We start from the raw sequence: 22,188 nt of genomic DNA on the forward strand, positions 1-22,188 counted from the left end.
CAGTGTTCAAAAAATGAGACGTATCGCAACGAATGTGGATCCTATCGCAAAAGATAGTTTTCCGATTCGAAAGTTATTTACTATCTCGCATGTCTTATGTTTGACCGGTCAACCTTATACAATTAAGCTATTCGATCGACTCAGATCAATTATTATACTACTAAGCATCATAACTTTTGTCAAGATAGAAAACTAAATATCTGTTCCAGCAAAAATAAAATATTTTATTTGTCCAAAATCAGTGCTATATATTTAATGCTATTTTATTGCTATTTATTTTTTATAGTCTAAAAAGTTGTACAAATATATTACAAAAAATAAGTTTTTTATTACAAACTTTTACGAATAAAAAGATAAATTTGTTATAAAACTTCTATGATTAAATTGTATTCATGTGATTTTAATATTTTATTTAAATTTAAAAGCAATAAATATTTTATTATCTAACAAATCCCATTTGAATAACAAAACGAACATCACTAAAAGGTGACTTATAGTCTTGTTGCAAATTTAAAAAAACATAGTTTTTAATTTCACAATTTTATTTATAATAATTATTTGCTTCAAAAAAACATACGAAAGTCAATTTTTTTGTCAGTTATAATGTTATTTTTTGTAAATAATAGAGTAAATTAATAAAAAATTTACCATTTACAGCATTTCTTAGTATTTAAAATTTATCAATTTAAAATGTGTAGTTATTTATAAATACCACATTAGTTATAGATATTATATTGACATTAATATTTGGCTATTCTAGAATAGTATTCGAACATACTAAACATACATACTTTTTTAGGAAGGATAAATATGCTAGGAAAAAATAATTATAATGAAAGATTAAGGAAGATGGAGATGCAGGACAAGCAGGACCACTTCTCAATTCGTAAATTGAGTATTGGTGCTGCTTCTGTTTTGCTGGGTTTTACTTTCTTTGGTTTGAATAGCCAAAGCGTAAAAGCTGATACTATAGATCCATCACAAAATATCACAGAGGAGTCGAACAGGGATAACTCTAATACTGAAACTAAGCAAACAGGTACTAAGGATAAAACCAAGTCAGACGCTGCTGCGTCTAAAAAGAAGAATGAAACGGACTTGTCAACTTTTTCAGGTTTGAGTTCATTCTTAAAAAGCTCAAAGACTGATGAAGTAAAAGATACCAGTTCTAAGGACAAGACTGATACTACTGCTAAAGATAAAACTGATAAGGATAAGCAGGAAGCCACTACAGCTGATTCAAATAATAGTGCAACTACTCCTGCAACCGGCTCAGATGAAGGCAATCAAGATACCACTACTGATAAAACTCCAACTGACATAACTGATTCAGATGATCAAAATTCTGATAGTAGTAAGTTGCCAACTGACGTAACTGGCGATACTACTAATTCAGATAAGGATACTGATACTACTCAAGATTCAAAAGCTAATGAAGCTAAGAAATTAGCTAATGATTTAGCTAATGATGATAAAACTGGTGACACACCAACTGTCATAAATGGGGTAGCACATGTTTATAATTGGAATCAGCTTGTTTATGCTCTTCATAATGAAGAGTGTTTTGATAAAGATAAACAAAACCCTGATGAGACTAAACGTATTTCTGAAATAGATATTATGAATAATATCACAGCGGATAATAAAGGTGGTCAAAATGGGTTAGACGTATATGGTAGAACTTTATTGATAAAATCTTATGATGCCGATGGTCGTACGAATAAATACAAAATAGACTTTAACGGTTACCACCCTAGAATTAGAGGAAACAGCTCTGAAGTTACTAACTTAACGTATAGTAACCTTGAACTTTGGTGTGCCGATTATTGGGGCATTATCATGACTGACCGTAATAATAGTTCAAGTAAGCCTCATGATGGTAAGGGAGAAAAAATAGGTGTCTCCAATCTAACATTTAATAATATTGACTTCCATGGTTCTCAAATGGTTCACTCTGCTTCGGACACTCATATTACATTTACAGGGACAAATACCGCTGAAACAATCTATACTCCTTATAAAGATGGGGGAGCAAGCAGTGCCAATCACCAACAATTATTTGAATTTGGTGGAAGTGATAATAGTATCGACTTTAAAGGCGACTTTACCGGTGCCACATTTGGTGGTAACGTTATCGAAATGGGGGGCAGTAACTGCTACGTCACAGTCGAAAAAGGCGTAACAGTAACCTTAAATCCAAGACTTAATTCTGACGGGAAAACGTTAGGAAATAATCCAGCAGAAACTACTCATGCAGTCCACGCAATCTATATCTCAGGTACTGGAAAAGTTGACGTTAAAGGTGAATTAAATATTAACGTCGGAATTAATTCTGGAGATAACGCATACCAAGGCAAACTTGATGCAAATAGAGCTACAGCCATCAGATTAAATGACAAGGCATCTCAGTTTACTGTTGAAAGTGGTGGTTCCGTTAATGTTACAACAAACGGCGATATTTCAGACTATAACAGTGGTAACAACCTGATTTATGATGGTGGTAATTTTACTGTCAAGCCTGATGGAAAATTAAGTATTACCGGTAAACACATGGGTGATTATAAGGGTACTTTGGTTCAAATTGCTGGAATAGCTAATGTCCAAAATGGTACATTCGAAATCAGACTTGAAGAAGACCCGAACCATCCTTATGATAAAAGCGATCCAACCAGTGCTCAAAATAAAGATGCTCAAATCTTTGGTGCAGGAACTAACCCAATTGTGTTAGTAGACGTTACTGGTAGTGATAGTGAATTAATTGTGAACAACCCACAGTCACTTGTACTTGATTCACATTTAAACACAGCAACAGGCACAAGTATTATTGGTGATAGTAGTGCTGTCACGATTACCAATGTCCGCCAGAAATTAAACTTTTTAGGTAATAGTCTAACTTTGCCACCATTCCATACTTTACAAGTTAGCAAAGATAGCAAAACTAAAAATATTGTAGTTGATAAACTTGTACTACTTAATGGACAAGGTGGTAAGAATGGCGAATATATGTTTACACCTGAGTTGTGGGCGAAAGTTAGTGAATTACCTTACTTTAAAATTCCAGCATTAAAGAACATTAAGACTTTATTAGATGAATTGGCTGCAGAAGGCAACCCAATAAACTATGATACAATTTTCTCAAAAATTATTGATGCTGCTTTCTCTGATCCAAAGAACATTGGATATAATGACATTGCCTTTGGTCCGGCTAATAGTTCTGGATTTTTAGATATTAAGCCTGAAAATGTCACTGCCACAGCAAATGTTGATGCTTCAGGTAAAAAAGATGGTTCCTGGACAATTTCTGGAATTGTAGATGGTTATAAGAGTGATAAAGATGGACCTGATTCAGATCTCAAAAACCCATTTAGAGAGTTTTTGAAGTTACCTCTTGGCACTAAAGCATATATCATGGCAGAGATAGATTATGGAAAAGGTACTAAACCTTTAAGCTTAAATAATAATATCGAAGATCCTCCATATCAATATACAAATAATGGTGATAACGATTTGCCAACTGCGTTTGCTGGTGAAGTTACCAAATCTGAAAATGGTAATTATATATTTAAGGTGAATGTACCTGCTGATGTTGTGGGCAAGATTAATTCCAATACTAAAATCAAACTAACACCTACTGCTAACTTTATTGACTACAATCCACTGGATAAAGACAGTAAAGAACGTCCAGTAATTGTAAGCATCTTAAAAATAGCACAAGATACTGCTGCTAAAAATATCAAATCAAAAGTAAACGCAGCTAATGATTTAGATGGTCAATTCCCTAAGTCAGATCCTAAATCGAAAGAACAAGTTGCTCTTGAAACTGCAATTAATAATGCAGCAGAAGTTGCAAAAACTGCACTGGATCCTGGTTACGAGTCTGGGAAATCTGTATATGGTGCGGGAAATGTAAATGAAGTATCTCAGCGTGAAGAAAATGCATTAAAAGATTTACAAACAGCTATGGATGCAGCCCAGAAAGTGGTTAAACAAATTCATGACGCTAAAGAGGCTAAAGACAAGGCACAAAAAGCTATCACTGATGCAGCTAATAACGCGATTTCGCGTGTAAATCAGCAATCAACCTTAACTGATGCGGAAAAAGCACAATACATTGACGCCATTAATAGCGCTGAAAAGGTCGCTCTGGAAAACCCTTCGACTAACAAGAATTCAATTTACAATCCTGCGAATAAGCCAAGCGATATTACAAACATCCAAAATGCATTTGAAAACAAAGTTAATAAAGAAGCAGCAAAAGCCGAAGTTGCTGGTTATACTGAAAACGGCAAGAAAACTTTAGGTGTTTCTTCAGATAAAATTGATAATGCATTGTCTGAACAACTTAAGGCTATTGACAATGCTACTGACATAGCTACGGCTGAAAATGATGCCAAATTAAACATTTTAGGCAAACTAAAGGATGCCGCTAAAGCTAAAGTTAAAAATGATGCTGAAGCTGCCAAAGAAGGTCTTGGAGTTAAATCCGACACCAAGATTGATCAGGCCGTTAGTGAAGCTGCAAAAGCTATTGATGATCACACTGATTTTAATGAAATCAAGAAAGATATGACTAATGGTCAGAACAACGTCTTAAGCAAATATAAGGACGCTGCTAAGAATCAGCTTGCTGAAGTTGCTAAGTCCGATAAAAAGGCACTTGGTGTAGAATCTGACTCTAATATTGACCAAGCTGTTGATAACGCCAATACTTTAATTGGTCAGGCTAGCTCGGTTGAATTAGTTACTGAAGATTTAAACAGTGCTAAGTCCAATATTGCGGACAAGTTCAAGGACTCTGCTAAGAAGCAAGTTCAAGATTATGCCGATGAAGCTAAGAGCAACCTCGGTGTTGACACAGATACTGGTATTGATGCTGCTGCTAAGACGGCTGAAGATGCTATAGATGGTGACACCGCAGCAAGTGCCATTGGTACTGATATTACTAACGGTAAGAATGCTATTTTAGCTGCCTACAAAGACTCTGCAAAGAAGCAACTTGATCAAGCTGAAAAGGATATTGAAAGCAAACTTGAAAACGTCAAGGGCTTGACTGCTGATGATATTGAAAAAGCTAAGAAAGTAGCTAAAGGTCTGCTAACTAATAACGAGAAGACTGGTTACAAGGACAAAGTTGATGCTGCTGAAACTTTTGAAGATGTTAATACTGCCACTAAGGATGGTATTGCTGCTCTAAACAAATTATTGACGGACAAGTCCTCTCTTGGTAACAAGAACGATGCAATCGATGCTATTAATCAAGCAAGAGACAAAGCTATTAATGATATTAATGATAAAACTAAATATCCTAACTTATCTGATGAAGATAGAAATTCATTAATTAACACTATTAAAGATGATGCTACTGAAGGTGTTGACAATGTCAACAAAGATACTGATCCTGCTAAGATCACAGCTGATAAACAGGCGGCAATAGACAAAATTAATAGTGTCACGGCCACAGCTTCAAGCAAAGATTTGGCAGATCTTAAGAATGAGCAAAAATCACAAACAGCAGCTTTACAAGATGCAGCTGCAAAAGCTAAGGAAACTATTGACCAGATTGATAACAAGTATCTTAGCCCAAGTGACAAGCAGTACTACAAAGATTTGATTGATAAGCATGCTGCTTCCGCAACTAACGCCATCAACTCAGCAAGTAACAAAGATGATATTGATACTGCTGAAAAAGACGGTGAAAGTAACATAAATAGTGATCTTGTTTCAGCCCAAGTTGCTGCTGCTAAATCACAAGCAATTGCGGAACTGAATAAGGCAAAGAGTGATGACAAGAAAGCTATTAATGATGTTCATAAGAACGGTACACTTTCTGACGATGACTGGGAGAAAGCTCTTGATGCTATTGACAATGCCTATACCACTGCGATAACTGCTGTATCTAATGACCATACTCCAGCCGATATTGTTACTGACAAGAACACTGGTATCAATGCTATGCAGACAGTTGTTGACAGCGTTTCTGGAAATGCAGAACAGGCTGAATTAGCAAAAACTAAGAATAAAGCGATTGCAGATCTGAAAGATCAAGCTCAAGAACTGCATGACCATATTCAAGCAGACCCTAATTTATCTAACACTGAAAAGAACGATTACCTTGACCAGGTTGCTTCTGCTTTGAATAATGCAGAACAAGCTGTTAGCGCAGCTGATAAGAACACTGTTAATTCAGCACACAATGCAGGTATTGAAGAATTAAATAACATTAGAAATAACGCTGACTTGCAATCTGCTAGAGACAAGGCTCTAACTGATTTACAAAACGAATTCAATACTGATAATGCAGCTATTGACGGCTTAACCAATATTAGCACTGCTGGTAAAACTGGTATTAAGACGGACCTGCAAAATGCGTATAATGAAGCCGTCAACAAGGTTAAAGATCCAGCTTCTAATACTATTGCTTTGATTAATTCGGCAAGTGATGCTGGCATTACCAATATGGAGAATATTCTGGGTAAGGCCAAGGGCTTAGACCAGACAATAGCTGATGATCAGCAAAAGCTGGAAGACTATGCTCAAAAAGCAATTGACCGGATTAACAGTTCAACTATGTCAGACGCTGATAAAGGAAAAGCCATTAAGGATATTCAAAATGCCCGTGATGATGCTCAAGGAGAAGTTGGCAACAAACTTACCGTTGAAGATGCTAATCAGGCCGAAAAAGATGGTGAAACCAGCATCCAAAAAGCTGAAGCTAATGCTAATCAGACAGATTTGAACAAGGCCAAGGATACAGCCAAAGCTAGAATTGATGGTGCTAGAGACAAAGCTTTACAGAACTTAAAGGATGTATATGATACTCTAACTGACGATGAAAAGAAGCAAGCTCAGGCTGCATACAATAAGGCTGTCAAAGATATTCCAGCACTTGCTGAACAAGCTGAGGCCGCAATTGATAATGCCTTTGACAAAGGTGCTATTAGTGACTTAACTAACGATACCATCAATTCAATTAACTCAACTGGTGACACAGCCAACGTAGCAATGACTAAGGTTGTCGCTGTTCAAGCTGTTAAGGATGCTGCACAAGCCGCTAAGGATAAATTGACTAACCCAAGAGACAAAGCCGGCGTTGATGATGTTGCTAACTTAGGAATTGCTGATATTAATGCGGCAACTACCAGTTCGACAGTACTTGACATCAAAGATAATGCCCTTAACAGTATTAAGAACATTAAAGATTCTGGTACTGGTGATACAGATAAAGATAATGCTCTCTGGGATAAGAAGAATAAGGCTAATGCTGAACTTGCTCAAGAATTAGCCGATACTACCGCTGCTATTGACAAGCTGACTGATCTAACTTCTGATCAAAAGAAGCAATTTAAAGCTCAGGCTCAGGCTGCTCACGATAGAGCACATATCAGAATTGAAGGTGCTGCTGAAACAGACATTCAGTCAGAAAAGGGCATTGGCATTGATAATATTGATAAAGCACTAACAGATGCTAAACTGCAAGCTGTTAAGAATGTTGCTAAAGCAGATGTTGACAAGACCGCTGATGATGCCATTGATAAAGTTAATAAGGACGATACTATTAATAAAGATGATAAACAAAATATCATCGATAATATCAACAAAGACCGCGACAAGACTAAAGAAGACATTGATAATGCCGACACACCTGATAAAGTTAATAATGCTAAAAACGATGGTGAAGGAGAAATCAAGGGTCACGTTGATAATGGTACCTCATCAGCTAAAGAGAAACAGACTGCTAAAGATAAGCTTGCTGCTGCCGCTGATAAAATTTATGACCGTCTGAAGAATGACAGGAATAGTGGAAAGCTAGATTATAATCAATATCAAGACCTGAAAGACAAGGTAGATAATGCTGTTGATGCAGCAAACGGAGCTATTTCAAATGCTGATGGTACATCAAACATTAATGGTGCTGAAAGTGATGGTGAAAGTGCCTTAAGCGGAATTAATACCGATATAGATAAAGTCGAAGCAGTTAATACCGCTTTAGGCAAATTATCTGATGCGGTTAACAAAGCTAATGATGCAGCTGATGCGGTTGCTAAAGAAGTAGGCAAGACTGAGAAAGAGCAGAAAAAACTTGCCAAACAAATGAAGGATGCTATTGAAAAACAGCGTGCTAAAGCAGCTAAGAACATTAAAGATGCTCAAAATGCAGCAGATGATCCATTAAATGCCATTAAGACTGCTGGCCAAAAAGGTGTTGATTCCATTACAGGTCTGACTAATGATTACACCGATAAGGTTGACCAGATTAAGACTCTGAAACAAAAAGCCGATGCAGCTAAGGACGATCTTAACAATCTTAAGACAGATGAAAATAGCAACCCTGTACTTACTGCAAGCGATGTTGCACAAGGTGAAGCTGATATTGACGACGCTGTGCAAACTGGAATCAGCGATATTTACCAAGCATCTTCTGTAGATGATGCAAAAACAGCGGAACAAAAAGCTGAAGACGCGGTTGGGTTAGCTAAATTACCAACTGAACTTCTTGCAGAAAAGAACAAACAGATTGCTGCTATCAACCAGTATGCTGCTGATGCTGACAAGACAATTGATGGTTTTGCTCAATCCGATCAGAATAAGGATGGTCTACCAGCTGATACTATCACGACACTTAAGAAACAAGTTGAAGCGGCCAAGAATAAGGCTATTTCTAAAATCAATGATGTTACTTTAGCAAAAGGTGCAAGTCAGGCCAAATTTGACGAAGCCAAAACTAATGTTCAAAATGCCGAAAAAGGTGTTGCTGAAAATAATGAAACAGTTGACTTTGGTGAAGCTGGAATTGACAAAGTTAAGACGCTTGCCAAGCAAAAAGCCGATGTTGTTAAGGCTAAGAATGACAAAATTGCTGAACTTGAGCAGAAACAAAAAGATGCCAATAACGATATCGAAAACTCTGGCATGTCTCCTGCTGATCAAGGACCTTTGAAGGATCAAGTACAAAAGCTCGTTGATAAAGCTAAGGATCAGATAATTAATATCTCTGACACAGATGATAAGGGTAATGTTAAGACTCCTGAGCAGGTAAAAGATGAAGCTGATACAATTATTAACAATACTGTTGATGGTTTCAAAGATCCGGATGACAATAATAAAGTACCTGGAATTAGCGATATTATTAACAATGCTCAACTTGAAGGTGCTAAGACAACAGCTGAAAAAACTCTTAATAATAAGCGTGCTCAAGCGCATGACATTATTAACGGGTCACAATTAACTGCAGATCAAAAGCAAAAAGCTAATAAAGCTATCGACGATGCCTTTAATACCGAAAAGTCTGATATTGATGCTAAGACAAACATAAATGATGTTCCAAAAGATGAAGATCAGATTGGTCAAGCAATCGATGCTATCTGGAACAAACCTACTTCTTCTGATGAAAAGAATGAATGGTTCAATGACGAAGAAAATAATGCTTTGTCAGGTACAGATGGTGTAGCTGGTTTAGAAACTGAAGCTGGTCTTGATAAATTAACCGACAAGCAGAAGGCTGATTACAAAGACTACATCGACGATATTACTAATGCTATTACAGCAATTAAAGATGCTAAGAACATTAAGGACGCAAGTTCAGCTTACGACAAGGGTATGACTTCACTTAACAAGTTGAAGGCTCTTGAACAAGTTAAGGCAGATGCTGATAAGGCTAAAGGTGATATTGATAAGAGTGATTTAAATGATACAGCTAAAGATCGTCTAAAAGGTGACGTTGAGAAAGTTGTTGAAGACACCAAGGACAAGCTTAACCAGATCGATTCTTCTATCGGTAACGCGTCAACTAACAAGGACAAGATTGATCAGATTACCCATGATGCTCAAAGCGATATTAGCACCATTAAAGACGACTTCGGTATTGAAGACCAGTCTAATGATGTTGTTAATGCCAACGATGAAATTTCCAAGAACCATAGTGATGCGATTGATACCATTCACAATGAATTTGGTGATGACAGCAAGACGCCTAAGACAGATGATGCGTATGAAAAGAACAAACATGTTCATAGTACAACTGATGAAGGTATCAACTCTGATAAGACCAATGCTGATAAGGAAATTTCTAAAGGCGCAATTGACGATGCAGCTGATATTGCTAAAGATAAAGTCAACCATCTGAAACATGAAGACGGTACCGATTACACTGATGCAGATAAGAATAAGATTAATGAGCAGATTGATAAAGATGCTAAAGATGCCAAGGATAAGATCGATAAAGCTGACAAAGTAACTGATATTGATAATATTCGTAATAACGGTATCCACCAAATCCATCAAGATTGCTCTGACCCAGCTACAATTGATAATATTTTGCATGGTAATAACAGCAATGACAATAACGGTGGTGGCGGAGTTGTTGCTCCTATTCAACCAGCAAATCCTGCTAAGAAGCCGACTACCACTAACACTTCTGACAAGGATAAACCTAATGGAACCAATGATATTGACAACCCAGTAGATGTAACTTTGATGCACAACGCATACCTCTATGATGAAACTGGCAAACGTGCTAACAAGATTACTCTTGGGGTTGGCTCAGTCTTGACGACTCATGGCACTAAGACTATCAACGGCAAGGACTACTACGTTCTTGTAGACAAGGGTGCTAACAACAAGAAATACTATGTTGCTGCTGGTAACATTGTTGCGGCTACTCGTAAATTGAAGCATAACGCATATATTTACAATCAATTTGGCAAACGGGTAAAGAATACTGGTGTATTCAAGAAGGGCAAGCTAGTTAAGACCTTCGGTAATGCTGTCAAGATTCGTGGCAAGAAGTACTTCATCATTGACAAGAACCGCTTCGTTAAAGCTGCCAACTTTGCTAAAGGAGTTGTTACTGTAAGCACAGCCAAAGTTGAAGTAGTTCCAACAAGTGCGGTTGCTGAAAAACCAAAAACTGTTGTTGAAAAGACTTTAATGCATAATGCTTACCTGTATGATCAAAATGGTACTCGTGCTAACAAGTTGATCTTCCAAGCAGGTTCTCAAGTTGGAACTGTTGGTAAGAAGAAAGTCAACGGTAAGGTTTGCTACGAACTTCCAGATGGTATGTTTATTGCAGCCGGCAATATCGATGCCAAGAGGTTGAAGTTAAAGCACAATGCCTATGTATACAACCAATACGGTCATCGTGCAAACAAGAAAGTGCTGAAGAAACGTAAGTCAGTTAAGACTTATGGTAATTCAGTCAAGATAAACGGCAAGAGATATTTCATTATTTCAAAAGGACGTTTTGTTAAAAAAGCTAACTTTTAAATTGAAATAGTTTAAATAAAGTGTCGCGAATTGTTAAAAACAACAATTCGTGGCACTTTTTTTGCATTTTTTTAATTTTTATAAATAAATACTATATAAATATAATTTTATATATTATTTATTAAAACGATAGATTTAATTTTAAAAAATTAAGCTATTAAAGGGTTTGCATAAATAGTTGAATATAGTAAATAGCATTTAAAATCACGTATAGTATATATAAATATATGAAGATATAAAGTAATGAAAATATTTCTTATATACATAAAAATATTACAAATTTCCGTTTTTTTATAAATTATTAATGTTATTTTATATCAGAATAAACCTTATATTTATAGATAAATTAAGATATTTTAAAGTTATTTAAAAAAACTAAATTTTTATTTTTTATCTATATGTTATTTAAGACTAGTTTATAATGAATACTATATTGACACAAAATACACCTAGCATTAAAATATTGCTATAAATAGTATTTTTGAGAAAGGATTATTTTATGCTAGGTAAAAATAATAATAGAGAAAGAATACGTAAAATGGAAATGCAGGCAAAGCAAGACCACTTCTCAATTCGTAAATTGACAATTGGTGCTGCTTCTGTCTTGCTCGGTTTTACTTTTTTTGGCTTGAATAGTCAGACCGCTAAGGCTGATACTGTTGATCCTGCAAAGGAAGAAATTAATACTAAAACTAATGAGTCTCAGACTGAGCTTGATCAAACAGCAGATAAAGCCCAAACTCCAAGTGAAAACAAGCAAAGTAACTCAACGAAAAAGGATGCAGACTTAACTACATTTTCTGGTCTGAGTTCTTTTTTAAAGAGTACCGATACTGAGAAACCAACTACTGCAGGAAAAGATTCTACAGACAAAACTGAGGATTCCAAGACTGATGATTCAAAAGATAAGGACAAGGACAAGGATAAGGATAATACTGTTGACGACAGTTCCAAAACCCCTGATCAGGATCAAAGTAATGCTAAGGATCCAGCTAAAACTGATGATGACACAAATCAGGATACTTCAGAAACGAATGATCCTGAAAAAACTGATTCTCAGGATCCTGAATTAGTTGATAAAGATGCAAAAAAGGATGCTACTGCTAGCGAAGTTAAGCAGGTCACAGATTGGGACGAATTTAGTGCTGCTTTACTTAATGCAAATGTGAGCGAAATTCGTATCATGAATGATATTGCTGCCCCAGATGGTGGTGGATGGAAGTCCATTGGTAGAGTTCCCGGAAGAACGTTGCGCATCATATCTGATGGGAATACGCGACATTTAATTGATTTTAAACGAAACCACCCTGAAATTATTCAGCGTAATTCCTTTGACGTAACTTTTGAAAATGTTGCAATGACAAGCACAGATTATTATGGCGTATTTGATACTGGTGGGCTAAATAATAATCAATATGCCAACATTACCTTTATAAATACAACATTTGAAGGTTCTCAGTTAATTTATTCTGGTCGGAACACTCACATCTTCTTTCGTGGTGATAACGTAATAAGAACGGTTAAAGGAAATTCTGACGGTGACAACCAGCAGTTATTTCAGTTCACTGGTCCAAATTGTAGTGTTGAATTTGTAGACGGTACATTCACAGGCTCTACTTTTGGCGGCAGCGTGATTGAAATGGAAAGCGATAATGACGTTGTTACGGTTGATCAAGGTGCCGTTGTTAATTTGACGCCGTTATTAGAGTATGACGGTTCTCATGGTTCAAGAGGTGAATGGAATAGACCCTTTACTGTTATTGCTATTACTGGTAAAGGCACCGTAAACGTTGCCGGCGAACTGAATATTAATATGACTGATAACTCAAAGGTATATCCATATAAGGGAACTCGCAATAACAGCAAATGTAGAGCGATATATCTACGGAATTCTAACTCTAGTTTCAATATTGAAACCAATGGTACAGTAAATATTACTACTAACGGTAACATCAGTGACGCAAATGGTGGCGGCTACCTTATTTATGATGGTGGTAATTTTAACATTAAGCCTAAGGGCACCTTAAATGTCAAAGGTCAGGACATGGGTGACTATGGTGGAACTTTAGTCTTGGTTAAAGGCAAAGCTGATGTTGAAAACGGTGCTTTTAATATTGTTCTCGATGGTTCCACCGACATTGGTAACGGGACCGGTGCCGGAGACGGTAAAAAACCTATTACGTTAGTAGACGTTCAGGGTGGTACCTTAATTGTCAATAACCCCACCTCTCTAATTTTGAATGCGCAGGCTAACAAGAATTCAGATACCAGTATCGTTGGTGAAAATAATATTACTATAACAAACGTACGGCAACAATTCGATCTTACTAATTTAAACATTGGACTTGGCAAACTTACTTTACCGCCATTCCACGTTTTAAATGTTAGAAAAAAACGGGGAGGCACCATTCTCGTAGACAAACTTGAGCTATTGAATGGGAAAACGCAGCTAAATGTTGATAAATTAAATGAATTAAAAGCCAAGATAACAGCTGCTGGTATTGATTATGAAAAATTACCAACAGATGTGAAAGAATCTTTAGAAGAAACTGCAGGCAGCAATAAAACTTTTGACGATCTTTTTATTGATATTATTCAAAGAGCATTCAACAATAGCGATAACTTTGGCTATAATAATATTGCCTTTATTCCTGCCAACCCAAGTGGTTTTCTGGATATTGACACTAGCAAGGTGGCTGTCAAGAGAAATGACGATGGTTCAAATACTATTTCAGGTGCTGCAGGAAGCGTAATAGGTTATGACCCTAAAATAGATGGACCGGATGAAGATTTGAAGAATCTCAAGAATCCGTTTAGTTTGGTTATGCCGGTAGCTACTAAAGCTTACATTGCCGCCAATATTATTGACGATAAGGGCAAAAAAATTCCATGGCCAGATAAGGATGATAAGAATCATGGAGTTCCCAATCCTTATGCTGGAACTGATGATACGTATAGAGACTCTAAGAATAGCTCACTAAATCCTCTACCAACCCAGTACGCTGCTGTTGTCAATGACGATGGTTCATTTACCATTAATATTCCGGCAGATAGAACCATTAAATTTAATAAAAATTATAGTATTGAGTTGTCTCCGAGTGCTAACTTCATTGGATATGATCCGACTGATACCAGTAAGCCTGTCAAAATAACTTTGGATATTCTGACATTGAGTGAAGCTCGCGATCAAGCAGCCCAGGCTATTAATGATGCAATTAACACTGCTAAAAATAATAAGCCTAATAATTTGACAGATGAGCAAAATAAAGCATTTAATGACGCGATGACTCAAGCTGCTGCAGCAGCTTCAAAGACCATCAATAGTGCTAACAAGGACACATCTGTTTACTCCTCTGATGCAAATACGATTTCGATTGTAAACACGCGTCGGGATGCTGCTTTAAAGATTATTGATGATGCAATTAAAGCTGCTAATGGTTCAGCTCAAATTGAAACTAATAAAACTAATGCCATTAATGATTTGAATAATGAGGCAAGTAAACAATCTGGATATTATCCTTCACAAACTCAGGCAATTAATCAAGCGCGAGATAAGGCAATTGACCAGGTTAAGGCTGCACAAAATAACGATGATGTTGCTAGTGCTAGAGACGAGGGAATAAAGGCAATAGATAAAGTTGCTCTTGACTATAAGGCTTCTATCAAATCTGATCTTAATAAGCAGATTGAACAGGTAAAAACTGATATAGCAGAAACTGCAAAAGATTCTAACTTAAGCGACACTGAAAAAGCAGAGATTAACGGTTTAACTGATAGACTTAAACGTCCAGAAGCAATTGCTGCAGATCAAGGTGACATTGATAAGGATTCTGATGAAAATTCAGTTAAAGGTCACCAAAAAGAAGCTCAAGATACGATTGATGCTCTTAAGAACACTATCAGTGCAATTAAAAAGTTGCAAGATGCCGCTAAAGATGAAATTTCTAAGCACAGCGACAAAACGACTGATATTCAAAATTCTTTAAATGATGCTGTACATAAAGTCATCAATGGCGATGACCCTGACGGCTCAGAAGGTCTTGAAGCGATCAAACAGGTATATGCAGATCAGGAAGCTGCCAATATTAATAAAGCAGCTGAAGCAGCCAAAAAGAGAGTGCAGAAATCAGGACTTGCAGCAGCAGATCAAGCAGAGTACTTAAATGCAATCGATAATGCTGCTAAAATTGCGACTGCTAAACCTGGCGACCCAAGCTATGATGCAAGCAAATCTATTTACGGTACTTCAGATGCTGCGGCTATAAAGCAAAGAGAAGCTATAGCACAGACAGCTTTTGATAAAGCTGCAGCAAAGGCTGAAGTTGAAGGTTTTGCTGTTACTAACCAAAATGATTTATCAGTTAACTCAAATAGCGATATTGCAAAAGCAATTAGTGATGGGTTGGCAAATATTGATAAGGCAGCGGACTCTAGCGCAGTAGCAACTGCAGAAGATACTGCCAAAAAGAATGTGCTTAAAGCAATTTCTAAACAGAAATTAGCTGATGTTGAAGCTGATGTTGAAAATCAAATCAGCAACATTTCCGGCTTGACCGCTCAAAATATTGACGATGCCAAGAAGCAGGCCCAGAAGATTTTAAGCAATAATACCAATCCACTAGGATATACTCAAAGGGTTGATCAAGCTGACTCGCTTACAACAATTGACGGAGCCAGAAATGACGGTATCACTGCTCTGAACAATCTGTTGACTAAGCAGCAAGAGTTAGGTAAGCGTAACAATCAGGTAAGTGACGCTGTTGCACAAATTAGGAAAAAGCAACAAGATGCTGAAAAAGCTATTAATGATATAACAGGCTTAAGTGACGAAGATAAAAAGACATACCATGATCAAATTAAGAAGGTTGCTGACGACAGTATTAACGGTTTAAGTAATATTGACACTGCAAAGATAGATGATGCTGTGACAACAGCCAAAGGTAAAATTGACAGTATAGTTGCTGATGCTCAGAATAAGGGCGATAGTGTAATCAAAAAGGCTCGTCAAGAAGCTACTCAAGCAATTGACGAGGCGGCAAAGGCTGCCAAGCAAAAGATTGAAAGCATACCTGACAGTCAACTTAGTCAATCAAACAAGAAACACTATGAAGATTTGATCGATCAAGATGCACAAGCTGCCAAAGATAAGATTGCTGCTGCTCAAGATGAAGACACTGTTAAATCAGCTACTCAAGATGGTGCAAACAATATTACCAGGGACTTAAACGATGCACAGGTTTCTGCGGCACGTGCTAAAGCAATTTCTGATTTGCAAACTGCCAAGAATAAAGCCAGAGAGACCATTTCTGCAGCACATGATAAGGGTTCACTTAAAGACAAGGACTGGGAAGACAAATTAAACCAGATTGACAATGCCTATGACCAAGCTGTTCAAGCAGTAACAGGTGACCTTAATGTTTCAGATATTAATGATGATGCTGATAAAGGCAAAAAGAATATTCAAAGCATTGTTGACAGTATCTCGGATGACGAAGCAACAAAAGATTTGGTAGCAAAGCGTGATGAAGCTATTAAGAAATTAAGACAGGCTCGCGATAATGCTAATACACAAATAACCACAGATCCTAATTTAAGTGTTACCGAAAAGAACGATTATTATAACCAAATCTCAAATGCCTTCAATAATGCTCAATCGGCTATTCAGTCAGCAGGTAAAGAAGACGATATCGATGACGCTCTTACAAATGGTACGAGGAAACTGACTGAGATTCAGGAAGCTGCAAACTTGCAGTCTGCCAAAGATCAAGCTCTAAATGACTTGCTTACTGAGAGAAGCAAAATTAGAGAGCAAATTGGCAATATGGATCAAGTTACGAGTGATAATAAGAATCAGTTACGTAATAAAGTTGAAGAACAATACAATCAAGCAGTCAAGAACATTAATTCTGCAAGTACATCTTCTATTCAACAAGTTACTCAAGCAGCTCAACAAGGCAAAGCAGCTATTGATGATGTCATCAGCGATCTGAACATTAATAAAGTTATTAACAAGCAAAAACTTGATGAGTATGCTCAAAAAGCTATTGATCGCATTAGCAATGCAACAGATATTGCTCAGACAGTGAAGGACTCCACTATTGCCGGAATCAAAGCTGCTCGTGATGAGGCGAAGGCTAATGTCGATAAGGTCGATAAGCAAGAAGATATCCCAGCTTCTAATCTTGCAGAACAAAATGGTGAACTGGCAATTGATGCGGCAGAAGCAAAAGGTAACGGTCTTGACAGCTATAAGGAAAGTGCCATTGATCAAATTTCTACTGCTGCAGATGACGCTACTTCCCGTTTGACTGAAATTTATAATGGTCTTAGTGAAAGTGAACAAACAGCTGCTAAGGACGCATTTGATAACGCTATTAATACTATTCAGCAAAGTTCAAGCGATGCAATTGATAGTATTAGGAACGCAACTAATAAAGACCAGGTAGAAAAAACTACTAAAGATGCAATAGCTGCTATTAACAAGGCAGAAACAAGTGCTGACTTGGCTGCTGCCAAAGCTACCGCAATAACTGCAATTAAAGAAACGGGTGCTAAAGCAAATACCCAACTCACAAACCAAAAAGATAAGGATGCAGTCAAAGCTGTTACCGATCTTGGTGAGAAAGATATAAACGCAGCAAGTGATATTGCAACAGTTAATAAGATTAAGGGCAACACTATCCAAAGCATCCAAAATATCCTTGATATTGCTTCTGCTTCTAATGCAGATGAAATAAGAGATCAACGTAATCAAGCAATTGATGAACTTGACCAAGCGCTCAATGGCGGCGGAAATTATGTTGGAGTCACTAATCAAATTGATAGCTTAACTGATCTAAGTACTGACGAAAAGGATAAGTTTAAGAACCAGGCTCAAGAAGCGCATGATCGCGCTGTAGCCAAGGTTGATGGTGCCACTGCTGACCAGATAGATACGGAAAAGAATACTGGATTAGTGGACATTAACAAGGCACTATCTGATGCTAAATTGCAAGCAGCTAAAAACAAGGCTAAGTCTGACTTGGACCAAGCAGCAATTGAAGCTGGTAAAAATGATCCAACTGACAAAGATGCTATTAACAACGAACGTGATAAGGCTAAAGACAAAATAGATCAATCAGATACTATTGACAAAGTTAATAAAGCTAAAGAAGAAGGTCAAAGTGCTATTACGGGTATAGAGCAGACAGGTAAGGATGCTCAACTTGCAAATGATAAAGCTGCAGCTAAAAATGATCTAAAAAGTGCTGCAGACAAGCTGCAACAACGGATTGATCAGGATTTAGCCGATAAGAAACTGGGTCAAGACCAATATGATAAGCTAAAAGACAAAATTGATCAGGCTCGTTCAGATGGTGAAACTAGGATAAACTCGGCCACCGATAGAGGTAGTTTGTCTAATGCCCAGAACCAGAACAAAAATGATCTAAGTCAAATCGGCGCTGAAATTGGTAAAGAAGAATCACTGACAAATGCGTTAACTCAGTTGCAAGATGCCGTCAATAAGGCTTCTGCTATAGCAGACGAGATCGCTAAGGATGATCCAAATCTGGCTGATCAAATGAGAGACCAGATCAAAGCTGAACGCGATAAAGCTGCGCAAAACATTCAAAGTGCTAAAAATGATGTAAACGATCCTAACAACGCTATGAATCAGGCCGCACAAGATGGGGTTTCAGCAATTACTGGTTTAACTGATCGCTTTGCAGCTAAGAATGAAGCTATTAACAAGTTGAAGCAGCATGCTCAAACTGCAAAGAACGGCTTGCAGAGTGATCATCTTGATGCTAATGAAATTAGCCAAGGCGAAAAAGATATCAATAACGCTCTGCAAGGCGCTATCAGCAACATATATGGCGCCAAAGACAGTGACAATTTAGCTGATATTGAGCAGGCTGGAGAAAATGCTATCGATCAGGCTAAGTTGCCAAGTGATTTGCTAGCTGAAAAGAACAAGCAGATTGCTGCTATTGATGATTATGTCAAAGGAAAAGATGATATCAGTTCAGTTGCCTCTAGTTTAAGTGATGAGCAAAAGGCTGATTTGCAAAAGCAACTTGATGAAGTTGTGCAAAGTACCAAAGACAAAATTAGCAAAGTTACCTTACCTGAGAATGCAACTGCATCTGACTTGGAGGCAGCAAAGAATAAGCTGTCTAATATCGAAAAAGGTGTTCCAGAAAATAATGAGCCAATTAACTTCGGCCAAGCCGGTGTAGATAAGATCTACGATATAGCTAAGAATAAACAGGATATTTACGAAGCTAAGCAAGATGCTATCAAAGAGCTGCAAGATATTAAGGATGAAGCTGATAAAAAGATTGAAGATTCTGGTTTATCGGCAGCTGATCAAGATACGGAAAAGCAAAAAGTACAGGATATCTTTGACAAGAGTAAGACAGAAATAAATGATATTCCTGTCAAAGGAGAGGATGGTACTACCGATAGAACTGCTGATGAAGTCAAAAACGATGCTCAAGCTATAATTGATAAGGCCAAGAACGGCTACAAAGATCCTTCAACTGGAAAAGATGTTCCTGGTATTTCAAATATTACTGATCAAGCAGATCTTGCCGGAGCCAAAACCCAGGCAGAAGGCCATTTGAAAGACAAGCAGAATCAGGCTCATGATATTATTAATAAGTCGCAGTTAACTGATTCTGAAAAGAAGGAAGCTATTAAGGCTATTGATGATGCTTATGATGCTGAAAAAGCAAAAATTGAAGCTATCAAAGATGTTGACAATGTTCCAAAAGATAAAGATCACGTTGGAACTAGCATTGATCAGATTTGGCAAAATTCTTCTGAATGGGTTGTTAAAGATAAGCATGATGCTGTAAATGGCACTAATGGTTTACAAAGTGAATATGACAAATTAACTAGTGACCAGAGAGCTAATCCAAAGTATAAGGATCATATTAAAGATATAACTGATGCTCTAGCCAGCATCAATAAGGCTGACAATATTCCGGATATCAGTTCTGCCTACGATAAAGGCATTACAGCTTTGAATAAACTTAAAGCTAAGGAAGAAATTAAAAATGCTGCTGACAAGGCCAAAACTGAGATTAACAATAATAAAGATTTAGACGATAAAACTAAGCAAGAACTTATTAATAATGTTGATCAGCACGTTACAGATAGTAATAAAGCAGTTGATCAAGTTAATGCACCTAGTGATGATCCTACTGGTAAGAAGACTAATATTGATAAGGTAGTTGACACGGCTAAAGACGATATCCAAGTTGAGATTAATAAGGCAAATAAAATCAGCAAAGACAAGGCTGATGAGGAGATTGCTGATAAAGCAAAAGAGGCTATCAACAAGATTCATAAAGAATTTGGTGAAGATGCTGATACTTCTTCAATCCAAAATGCTTTTGACAAAAACAAACACACTGAAGGCAATTCTTATGATGAGATTCAAAAGAATAAACTTGAAGCTGAAAAGGAAATTGCCAAAGGTGCCGTTGATGATGCTGCTAAGAACGCTAAAAAGGATGTTGACAATAATAAGGGCAAACACCAAGATGGCACTGACTTAACTGACGGTGAAAAACAAAAAGTTAAGGATGAGATTGACCGTCAAAAAGATAATGCCAAAGATAAAATTGATCAATCAAATAGCAGTGATGATATAGACAAGCATCGTGATGAAGGGATAGATACTATTCATCAAGACAGTTCTGATCCGTCAACAATCGACAAGGTTATTCAAAGCGGAAATAATAACGGTGGTGGTTCAGGTGCTGGAGGCGGTTCTGCAGTAACTCCTGTAACTGATCCAAATAAGAAGCCTGACGACAATGCTAACAGCAATAAAGACGATGGCAAGGATAAAGATTCGGATGTTGATTTAACCAACTCTTCTGCAGTCGAATTGCTGCATAATGCGTACCTGTACGACGAAACTGGCAAACGGGCTAACCAGATTACTTTAGGTGTTGGTTCAATCCTTACTATCTATGGTACTAAGACGATAAATGGTAAAGAATACTACATCTTAGTTGATCAAGGTGCCAAGAATAAGAAGTACTATGTTGCTGTGGGTAATGCACAGGCTACTAAGCAAAAGTTGACTCACAATGCGTATATCTATAACCAGCTTGGCAAGCGGGTTAAGAAGTCAGGCATTTACAAGAAGGGGCAGACGCTGAATACTTATGGCGATGCCGTTAAGATCCGCGGTAAGAAATACTTTACTATTGGTAAGAACCGCTTTGTGAAAGCAGCAAACGTTAAATTGATAACTGCTTCAAAATCAGCAAATGAAGAAGTTGTACCAACAAATGTCAATACTATTGAGAAACCTGTTGTAACTGTTGCTAAGAACTTGAAGCATAATGCCTACCTCTATAATGAAAGCGGCAAACGTGCGAATAAGCTGATCTTTAATGCAGGCTCGGTAGTTGAAACTACAGGCAAGAAGAAGATCAATGGTCGGACATACTATGCCTTACCTGATGGACTCTATATAGCCAGTGGCAATATTGATGCGAAGAAATTAAAGCTGAAGCATAATGCGTACACATACAACAAGTATGGTCATCGCGTAGGCAAGACAGTGCTGAAGAAGCGTAAGTCCGTTAAAACTTATGGTAATTCAGTCAAAATAAATGGTAAGAGATATTTCATTACTACAAAAGGACGTTTTGTTAAAAAAGCAAACTTTTAAATAACTTGAGCTTTAAAACATACAGCTTAAATATCATGAAAGAAGTGTCACAATTGTGGCACTTCTTTTGTATTTTCGGATCAAAGATAATAAAAGTTTTAATAACTATTACAATTAGTTATTTTTAAAGGGGACGTGTTTTCTTCTTTTTCTGCAAATCAAATTAAAAAGCGTATAAATTTAAACAGATAAAAATGATATAAACAAGTCGGAGAAATGAAGTTTACCTAATTAATCGTGTTAAATAA

The 22,188-nt window shown here is 37.0% G+C and carries 2 protein-coding genes; both read left to right on the forward strand.

Annotated elements, in window-relative coordinates; translation table 11 throughout:
• Positions 1-810: 810 nt before the first annotated feature.
• On the forward strand, positions 811-11,265 hold the full coding sequence (locus tag DKL58_RS04065) for an SLAP domain-containing protein (protein WP_109586196.1): 10,455 nt from the start codon (positions 811-813) through the stop codon (positions 11,263-11,265).
• 499 nt (positions 11,266-11,764) lie between these two features.
• A complete protein-coding gene (locus DKL58_RS04070) occupies positions 11,765-21,940 on the forward strand; it encodes an SLAP domain-containing protein (RefSeq protein ID WP_109586197.1) in 10,176 nt (3,391 codons plus the stop codon).
• Positions 21,941-22,188 lie beyond the last annotated feature (248 nt).

Origin of the sequence: Lactobacillus kullabergensis, from assembly GCF_003151025.1 — a bacterium.
Lineage (GTDB): Bacteria > Bacillota > Bacilli > Lactobacillales > Lactobacillaceae > Lactobacillus > Lactobacillus kullabergensis.